The following is a 9,452-nucleotide window of genomic DNA, read 5'->3' as shown; positions in this document are numbered from 1 at the left end:
AGCCCCCTACTTCTAGCAGCGCCGCAGGTCGTGCGGCGGGGGCAGCGCCCCCTCTCCCTCAGCCTTTCTTGGCCTTGCGCGGCTTCACCGTGCCCGCTTTTTCCGCAAGGTCGCGAGCGATGGCGAAGGCGCCCTTGATCTTGTCCACATCATTGGCCCAGTCGCGGCGGACGACGATCTTATTGTCCTTGATCTTCGCCAGACCGTTCTGCGCCTGAATGAATTCCACCAGCCCCTCGGGCTTGGCGAATTTGTCGTTGTGGAACTGGATCGTCGCGCCCTTGGGGCCGCCGTCGAGCTTGGCGATCCCGGCGCGTTTGCACATCGCCTTGATCCGCACCACCAGCATCAGCGTGTTGACCTCTTTCGGCAGCTTGCCGAAACGGTCGATCAACTCCGCGGCGAAGCCCTCAAGCTCGACCTTGGTGGTCAGCTCCGACAGGCGGCGGTAGAGGCCGAGGCGCACGTCGAGATCGGGCACATAATCCTCGGGGATCAGCACCGGCACACCGAGGTTGATCTGCGGTGCCCATTGCCCGTCATCGTCGGTGAGCCCTTCGAGCTGGCCCGACTTGATCTTGGCGATCGCCTCTTCGAGCATCGACTGGTAAAGCTCGTAGCCCACGTCGCGCATCTGGCCTGATTGTTCCTCGCCCAGAAGGTTGCCGGCGCCGCGAATGTCGAGGTCTTGGCTGGCGAGCGTAAAGCCCGCGCCCAGCGTGTCGAGCGAACCCAGCACGCGCAGGCGCTTCTCGGCGCTGTCGGTGAGCTTGGTGCGCGGCTTGGTGGTCAGATAGGCATAGGCGCGGGTCTTGGAGCGCCCGACACGGCCACGGATCTGATAAAGCTGCGACAGGCCGAACATATCGGCGCGGTGCACCACCATCGTGTTGGCGGTGGGAATGTCGAGGCCCGACTCGACAATGGTCGTTGCCAGCAGCACGTCGTATTTGCCGTCGTAGAAGGCGTTCATTCGGTCGTCGAGTTCGCCCGCCGCCATCTGGCCATGCGCCACGACGAAGGAAACCTCGGGCACCTGTTCGCGCATGAATTCTTCTATTTCGGGAAGATCCGAAATGCGCGGCACCACAAAGAAGCTCTGGCCGCCGCGGTAATGTTCGCGCAGCAGCGCCTCGCGGATGGTCACCGGATCGAACTCGGACACATAGGTGCGGATCGACAGCCGGTCCACGGGCGGCGTGCCGATGATCGACAGATCGCGCACGCCCGAAAGCGAGAGTTGCAGCGTGCGCGGGATCGGCGTCGCGGTCAGCGTCAACACATGGATGTCCGAGCGCAGCTGCTTCAGCCGTTCCTTGTGGCCAACGCCGAAATGCTGCTCTTCGTCGATGATCAGCAGCCCAAGATTGTTGAAGCGGATGTTTTTCGAGAGCAGCGCATGGGTGCCCACGGCGATGTCCACCGTGCCTTTGGAGATGCCGTCGCGGGTCTTGGCGGCATCGCCCGAGGTGACGAAGCGCGACAGCGGCGCGACGTTGAGCGGGAAGCCCCGGAAGCGCTCGGCAAAGCTCTTGTAGTGCTGGCGCGCGAGCAGCGTCGTGGGGGCGATCACCGCCACCTGCACGCCGGACATGGCGGCGACGAAGGCGGCGCGCATCGCCACCTCGGTCTTGCCGAAGCCGACGTCGCCGCAAATCAGCCGGTCCATCGGGTTGCCGCTGGTCATATCCGCCAGCACATCCTCGATGGCGCTCATCTGGTCGTCGGTCTCATTGTAGGGAAAGCGGGCGCAGAAGCTTTCCCACGCACCGGGCGGCGGGTCGATGATCGGCGCCTTGCGCAGGGCGCGCTCGGCCGCCACGCGGATGAGCTTGTCGGCCATCTCGCGGATGCGTTCCTTGAGACGCGCCTTCTTGGCCTGCCATGCGCCGCCGCCAAGCTTGTCGAGCAGCCCCTCGTCATGGCCGTAGCGCGACAGCAGCTCGATGTTCTCCACCGGCAGGTAAAGCCGCGCGCCCTCGGCGTATTCCAGCAGCAGGCACTCATGCGCCGCCCCGGCGGCGGTGATCACCTCGAGCCCCTGATAGCGCCCGATGCCGAAATCCACATGCACCACCAGATCGCCCGGAGTGAGCGACTGCGCTTCGGTGAGGAAATTCTCGGCCTTGCGGCGCTTCTTCGGCGCGCGGATCAGCCGGTCGCCCAGCACGTCCTGTTCCGAGATCACGGTGATCTTGCCGCCGCTCTTGGGATCGCCCCACGGCGCGACAAAGCCCTGTTCCAGCCCCCAGACCGCCAGATGCAGCCCGCGCTTGCCGATGCGGGTGCCATCCATGACCGGGATCGCCTCGGCCAGCCCCTCGTCCTCGATGAGGCCCGTGAGACGCTCGCGCGCGCCTTCGGACCAAGAGGCGATCAGCACCGGCCCTTCGGAGAGCTGTTTCTTCACGTGATCGGCGAGCGCGGCGAACAGGCTGATGTTCTCTTGCTGCCGCTCGGGGGCGAAGCTGCGCCCGATGCGCCCGCCCGCGTCCACCACACCCGGCCCGCTGGCCTGCGGCAGCGGGTTGAACTGCACCACGCGGCGCGCGCCGACGGCGGCATCCCAGCCCGGCTCGTCGAGATAGAGCAGCCCCGGCGGCACCGGCTTATAGACCGAGTCGATGCGGCCCTTCTGGGTCATCGCGTGGCGGCGCGTCTCGTATTGGTCGGTGATGCTGTCCCAGCGGGCGATGCGCGCGGGGGTGATCTGATCGTCGATCAGCACCGGCGCGCCGGGCATATAGTCAAAGAGCGTCTCGAGCTTTTCGTGGAAGAACGGCAGCCAATGCTCCATCCCCTGCGTCTTGCGCCCGGCGCTGACCGCCTCGTAAAGCGGATCGTCCGAGCCCGCCGCGCCGAACTCGATGCGGTAGTTCTGCCGGAAGCGCGTGATCGCCGCCTCGTCGAGGATCACCTCGGAGACCGGTGCCAGTTCCACCAGATCGAGCTTTTCCGTGGTGCGCTGGCTGACCGGATCGAAACGCCGCGCGCCGTCCAGCACGTCGCCGAAGAGGTCGAGCCGCACCGGCCCTCCCTCGCCCGGCGGAAAGATGTCGATGATCCCGCCGCGCACCGCGTAATCGCCCGGCTCATGCACCGTGGGCGCGTTGGAAAAGCCCATGCGCACGAGGAAGCTGCGCAGCCCCGCCTCGTCGATCCGGTCGCCCACCCGCGCGGCAAAGGCCGCCTCGCGCAGGATCTCGCGCGCCGGAATGCGCTGCATCGCCGCCGAGAGCGTGGTCAGCAGCACATAGCGCTGCGGCATGCCATGCACGAGCCCGGCGAGGGTCGACATACGCGTGGCCGAAATATCGGGGTTGGGCGAGACCCTGTCGTAGGGCAGGCAGTCCCAGCCCGGAAAGCTCACCACCGGCATGCCGGGGTCGAAGAAGGCCAGTGCCTCGCGCAGCGCCGCAAGGCGCTTGTCGTCGCGGGCGATATGCAGCACAGGCCCGCCGGTCTTTTCGACCTCGGCAAGGATGAGCTTGGCGTCGAACCCCTCGGGCGCGCCGCCCATGGTGATACCGGCCATCTGGGTAAGTGACTGGGACATGCCGCTCAAATGGCGCGCCCGCCGCGCCACGTCAACCGAGAACGCCGTAGCCGAGGTTCTGATACATGCCCCACATGGCGGTGACGAAGATTGAGATCATGCCGATCACCTGCGTCCAGAAGCGATGCACCGTCAGCTTGCGCCACAGCGCCTCGCCGCTCAGGCGCCGGTTGCGAATGCGCTCGGCGGTGGCGATGCCCATCAGCCCCACCAGAGAGAGCGGAAAGCCGAGCAGGAAGAGCGCCTGCGCCAGTTCGATATTGTACCAAAAGCCGAGGCTCGCCAGCATGGTCAGCACCGCCGCGCCAAGCCCGACGACCCAAAGCCCCGCCGTCTCGATGATAAAGAGCCGCCGGTTCACGTTGATGCGCACCATGTCTTCGAGGTCCAGCGCCGCCTGCCCGCCCTGACGGCGCGCACGGCCCACCATGTCGTAGGGCACGCCCAGCACCCAATGGCTGGTGCTCGACCATGTGACGGCGAGCGCGATCCAGAACCACAGGTTGGAAAACGACCGAAGGTCGATGGTTTCGGAGACGAGGCCGGTCAGGTCCACGGCGTATCCACTTTTTCAGCCGGGCCGCTGCGGCCCATTCCCTTTTGCTCCGCGGGGCCTTGCTCGAGGCCGCCCCAGCCCGGCGCGCGGGCGGGCCCCGGCGGTGCCGCCGGTCTCGCAGAGGTGTTCCCTGCCCGGGCGGCAACCCTTGTGACAGGCGTCTTTCCATGCCACCCAAGGGAAACCTTGACAAGGGATACGAAGGACACGCCCGATGAAACCCGTGATTGCCGCCTTTCCTGCCACACGTCTGCGCCGGTTGCGCAAATCCCCCGCGATCCGCGCCCTGACGCAGCAGACCCAGCTCACGCCCGGCGATTTCATCTGGCCGGTCTTCGTGCGCGATGGCGAAGGCATTTCGGAGCCCATCGCCTCGATGCCCGGGGTGAACCGGCTGTCGGTGGACAAGGTGGTCGAGGCCGCGCGCGAGGCGCATGCGCTCGGCATCCCGGCGATCTGCCTCTTTCCCTATACCGATCCGTCGCTGAAGACCGAGGATTGCGCCGAGGCGTGGAACCCCGAGAACCTGTCGAACCGCGCCACCCGAGCCATCAAGGACGCGGTGCCGGATATCGCGGTGATGACCGATGTGGCGCTCGATCCTTACAATATCACCGGCCATGACGGCTTTATCGAGAATGGCGAGATCGTCAACGACCGCACCGTCGAGGCGCTGGTGAAACAGGCGCTGAGCCAGGCCCGCGCCGGGGCCGACATCATCGGGCCGTCGGACATGATGGACGGGCGCATCGGCGCGATCCGCTCCGAGCTGGAGCGCGAAGGCTTCCAGAACGTACTGCTGCTGACCTATGCGGCGAAATATGCCTCGGGCTTCTACGGACCCTTCCGCGATGCGGTGGGCGCCTCGGGGGCGCTCAAGGGCGCGCTGGCGGGCGACAAGCAGACCTACCAGATGCAGCCCGGCAATTCCGACGAGGCGATGCGGCTGATCGAGCGCGACCTGCTCGAAGGCGCCGATATGATCATGGTCAAGCCCGGCATGCCCTATCTCGACATCTGCCGCCGCGCCAAGGATATGTTCGGCGCCCCCACCTTCGCCTATCAGGTGTCGGGCGAATACGCGATGCTGGCCGGCGCCTTCGAGAACGGCTGGCTCGACCGCGACAAGGTCATGCTCGAGAGCCTGATCGCCTTCAAACGCTCGGGCTGCGACGGGGTGCTGACCTATTTCGCCCCCGCCGCTGCGCGTTTGCTCAACGGCTAGCGGGCTGCCGCCGCGTCCGCGCATGATCTAGTGACAGGCCCGCGCGGCCTGCCTATACTTGCGCCAGACAACCGGCGGGACAGCCGGAGAGTGAGGCTTGGCCGGGACATGCCGGCCCGTAGATCGACGAGGAACGAGCAGAATGAACAACACTCGACGGGGACTCCTTATGGGGCTCGGCGCCACGGGGCTTCTGGCCGCCTGTGGCAATGGCGTGGGCAGCAGCGGCGCCGCCACCATCGACGCGCGCGTCGATGCGACGCTAAGCCAGATGTTCGCGCAATATCCCGGCACAAGGAACCTGCAGGCGAAATCCTCGGGCATGCTGGTGATGCCGCTGGTGACCGAAGCCGGTCTCGGGCTCGGCGGCGCTTATGGCCGCGGCGCGCTGCGGGTGAACGGCGCCACGGTGGATTACTATTCGGTCGTCAAGGGATCCGGCGGGCTGCAGATCGGCGCCCAGCAATACGCCCATGTGCTGTTCTTCATGACCGAGGAATCGCTGATGAACTTCCGCCGCTCGCCGGGCTGGGCCGCGGGTGCGAACATCGAATACGCGATCCCCGAGGGCGGCGAGACGCTGGCGGCAGAGACCACGACCTCGCTGGCCCCGATCATTGCGGTGATCTTCGGCAAATCGGGCCTGCATCTCGGCGCGACGCTGGAAGGCGTGAAATACACCCGTATCATTCCCTGATACGAAAGGGGATACGGGCCGCATGAGGGGGTGCTGCCCCCTCTTCGCTGCGCGAATTCACCCCCGGCGTATTTTGAAAGAGAAGAAGGGCCCGCGCGCGATGCCGGGCCCTTCTTCTCTTTCAAAATACGCATAATCCGGCCGCGCGGGTAGCGCCGCGTCAGTGGTAATGGAACTCGCCCACCACCTGCCGCCACTCCCCGCCCGAGAGCATCTTGCGGTGGGTGAAGCGCACGGAATGCAGCGGTCCCTCGATCTCGTCCTGCCAGAACTCGATGAATTTGAAGAGCCGCGGATGGTCCGGCGCCAGATCATACTCCTGCCAGACAAATGTGTTCAGCACGTTGCGATAGTCGGGCATCCGGTAGAAAAGCTCGGCCGTGGTCAGCCCATAGCCCTTCAGCATCAGTTCCGTGGCGCTCTGCTCCATTGGCTTTACCTCGCATGACAACCATGTAACAAGCGTGCCGCGAGCATTCTTAGTTTTCAACGAAAACAGTATGTTAGCCACCATGCGCGGTGGCTGCCAGAAATCGGAACCCGGCGCCATTGCGCCCAACACCTAGCATCTGATATAACTCGCTGTAACAAGATATAGAGAAATCACGGACGGGCGAGCAACGTGAACGACACGCCGGAAACCCCTGAAAACGAAGACGAAACCCCGCGCCCCGAGCGTTCCTCTTACGACGGGCCGGCGATCTCGATCATCGACGAGATGAAGTCGAGCTATCTCGACTACGCCATGAGCGTCATCGTCAGCCGCGCGATCCCCGATCTGCGCGATGGCCTAAAACCTGTGCATCGGCGCATTCTCTACACGCTGTGGGAGAACGGGCAGACCAAGTCCAAGTCCTACCGCAAATGCGCCACCGCCGTCGGCGACGTGATGGGCCGCTACCACCCGCATGGCGACTCGGCGGTCTATGACGCGCTGGTCCGCATGGCGCAGGATTTCTCCATGTCGCTGCCGCTGATCGACGGTCAGGGCAACTTCGGCTCCATGGACGGCGATCCGCCCGCTGCCTACCGTTACACCGAGGCGCGTCTCGACCGCACCGCCGAGGCCCTGCTCGAGGACATCGAGAAGGACACGGTGGATTTCGTCCCGAACTACGCCAACGAGCGCAACGAGCCTGTGGTGCTGCCCGCGCGCTATCCCAACGTGCTGGTCAACGGCGCCGAGGGCATCGCCGTGGGTATGGCGACGCGCATCCCGCCGCACAACCTCGGCGAGGTGATCGACGCGACGCTGGCGCTGATCGAGAACCCGGACCTCTCGTCCGAGCAGCTCATCGACTATATCCCCGCCCCCGATTTCCCGACGGGCGGCGTCATCCTCGGGCGCTCCGGCGCGCGCAAGGCTTATCTCGAAGGCCGCGGCTCGGTGATCATCCGCGCCAAGACCCGCATCGAAGAGCTGCGCCGGGACCGCTACGCCATCGTCATCGACGAGATCCCCTATCAGGTGAATAAGGCGACGATGATCGAGCGCATCGCCGAATGCGTGCGTGAGAAGAAGATCGAAGGCATCGCCCATGTGCAGGACGAGAGCGACCGCTCCGGCGTGCGCGTGGTGGTCGAGCTGAAGCGGGACGCCACCGCCGAGGTGGTGCTCAACCAGCTTTACCGCTTCACCCCGATGCAGGTCAGCTTCGGCTGCAACATGCTGGCGCTGAACGGCGGCAAGCCCGAGCAGCTGACCCTGCGCGCCTTCCTCACCGCCTTCCTCGACTTCCGCGAGGATGTGATCGCCCGCCGCACCGCCTATCTGCTGCGCAAGGCGCGGGAACGTTCGCATATCCTCTGCGGCCTTGCGGTGGCGGTGGCCAATGTCGACGAGGTGGTGGCGACCATCCGCGCCTCGGCCGATGCCTCGGAAGCGCGTGAAAAGCTGATGACCCGCCGCTGGCCGGCCGAGGAAATCGCGCCCTTCATCCGTCTGATCGACGATCCGACCCACAAGATGAACGATGATGGCACGTACAACCTGTCGGAAACGCAGGCCCGCGCCATCCTCGAGCTGCGCCTGCAGCGCCTCACCCAGCTGGGTGTGAAAGAGGTCACCGACGAGCTCGAAGATCTCGCCGGGAAGATCAAGGAATACCTCGAGATCCTCGGCTCGCGCGAGCGCATCCTCGAGATCATCTCGAACGAGATGATCGCGGTCAGAGACCAGTTCGCCGTGCCGCGCCGCACCGAGATCGTCGACTGGGCCGGCGACATGGACGACGAGGACCTGATCGAGCGTGAGGACATGGTCGTCACGGTCACCCAGTCGGGCTACATCAAGCGCACCCCGCTGGCCGATTTCCGCGCCCAGAAGCGCGGCGGCAAGGGGCTGTCGGGCGGCGGCCTCAAAGAGGACGACGTGGTCACCCAGCTCTTCGTGGCCAACACCCATACGCAGCTGCTGTTCTTCACCACCGACGGCATGGCCTATAAGCTCAAATGCTGGCGCCTGCCGCAGGGGGGCCGCACCTCCAAGGGCAAGGCTATCGTCAATATCCTGCCGATCCCGCAGGGCGTGTCGGTGGCGGCGATCATGCCGGTGGACCGCCCCGAGGATGACTGGGACGATCTGCAGATCGTCTTCGCCACCAACAAGGGCTCGGTGCGCCGCAACCGCCTGTCTGACTTCACCAACGTCAAATCGAACGGCAAGATCGCCATGAAGTTCGAGGACGGCGAGGACATGCGCCTGATCAATGCGCGCATCTGCTCGGAAGACGACGACGTGATGCTGGTCACCGACTCGGGCCGCGCCATCCGTTTCCCGGTGCCGGACGTGCGGGTGTTCAACTCGCGCAACTCCACCGGTGTGCGCGGCGTGAAGCTCAACAATGGCGACGAGGTGGTCTCGATGTCGGTGATCCGGCACTTCGACGCGACCTCGGACGAGCGCGCCTCCTACCTCAAGATGCGCCGCGCCATGGCCGGGATCGCCGATGAGGCCGAGGCTTCGGAAGAGGAGGAAGGCAACGCCGACAGCCTGCTGCCCGCCGAGCGCTACGCCGAGATGTCGGCGGTCGAGAACCTGATCCTGACGATCACCGCCAACGGCCTCGGCAAGCTCAGCTCCAGCCACGACTATCCGGTGCGCGGCCGCGGCGGGCTTGGCGTCACCGCATGGGAGAAATCCATGCGCGGCGGCGATATCGTGGCCTCCTTCCCGGTCGAGATGGACGATCAGATCATGCTCGCCACCTCCACCGGCCAGTCGATCCGCGTTCCGGTCGAGGGCATCTCGTTCCGCTCGCGCAGCGCCGGCGGCGTGAAGGTGTTCAACACCCGCAGCGGCGAGACCGTGGTCTCGGTCGCCTGGATCGCCGATCAGGGCGACGAGGACGAGGTGGCCGGTGAGGCCGATGGAGAGACCTCCGAGGAGTGATCCACGGCGCCAGCTTGAAAGCGATTG

The 9,452-nt window shown here is 65.4% G+C and carries 6 protein-coding genes; 3 read left to right on the top strand and 3 right to left on the bottom strand.

Annotation, left to right across the window (positions count from 1 at the left end):
* Positions 1-58: 58 nt before the first annotated feature.
* Both mfd and G0A00_RS24415 read right to left on the bottom strand, forming a co-directional pair.
* The gene (gene mfd, locus G0A00_RS24420; protein WP_164184895.1) at positions 59-3,556 is read right to left on the bottom strand and encodes a transcription-repair coupling factor; all 3,498 of its coding nucleotides are present in this window, start codon (positions 3,554-3,556) and stop codon (positions 59-61) included.
* A gap of 31 nt (positions 3,557-3,587) precedes the next feature.
* Complete coding sequence (locus G0A00_RS24415) at positions 3,588-4,112, bottom strand: component of SufBCD complex (protein ID WP_164184896.1); 525 nt, start codon at positions 4,110-4,112, stop codon at positions 3,588-3,590.
* Between the two features lie 214 nt (positions 4,113-4,326).
* Between G0A00_RS24415 and hemB the strand changes: the two genes are divergently transcribed.
* Both hemB and G0A00_RS24405 read left to right on the top strand, forming a co-directional pair.
* On the top strand, positions 4,327-5,337 hold the full coding sequence (gene hemB / locus G0A00_RS24410) for a porphobilinogen synthase (protein ID WP_164184897.1): 1,011 nt from the start codon (positions 4,327-4,329) through the stop codon (positions 5,335-5,337).
* Between the two features lie 142 nt (positions 5,338-5,479).
* On the top strand, positions 5,480-6,034 hold the full coding sequence (locus G0A00_RS24405) for a YSC84-related protein (RefSeq protein ID WP_164184898.1): 555 nt from the start codon (positions 5,480-5,482) through the stop codon (positions 6,032-6,034).
* 160 nt (positions 6,035-6,194) lie between these two features.
* Here G0A00_RS24405 and G0A00_RS24400 read toward each other — a convergent pair whose 3' ends face one another.
* Complete coding sequence (locus G0A00_RS24400) at positions 6,195-6,464, bottom strand: usg protein (RefSeq protein ID WP_066105693.1); 270 nt, start codon at positions 6,462-6,464, stop codon at positions 6,195-6,197.
* 192 nt (positions 6,465-6,656) lie between these two features.
* Here G0A00_RS24400 and gyrA point away from each other — a divergent pair, with 192 nt between their 5' ends.
* On the top strand, positions 6,657-9,425 hold the full coding sequence (gyrA, locus tag G0A00_RS24395) for a DNA gyrase subunit A (protein ID WP_164184899.1): 2,769 nt from the start codon (positions 6,657-6,659) through the stop codon (positions 9,423-9,425).
* Positions 9,426-9,452 lie beyond the last annotated feature (27 nt).

It is taken from the genome of Salipiger sp. PrR002, assembly GCF_010500775.1.
Taxonomy (GTDB): Bacteria; Pseudomonadota; Alphaproteobacteria; order Rhodobacterales; family Rhodobacteraceae; genus Salipiger.
This window is presented reverse-complemented; position numbering and strand designations above follow the sequence as displayed.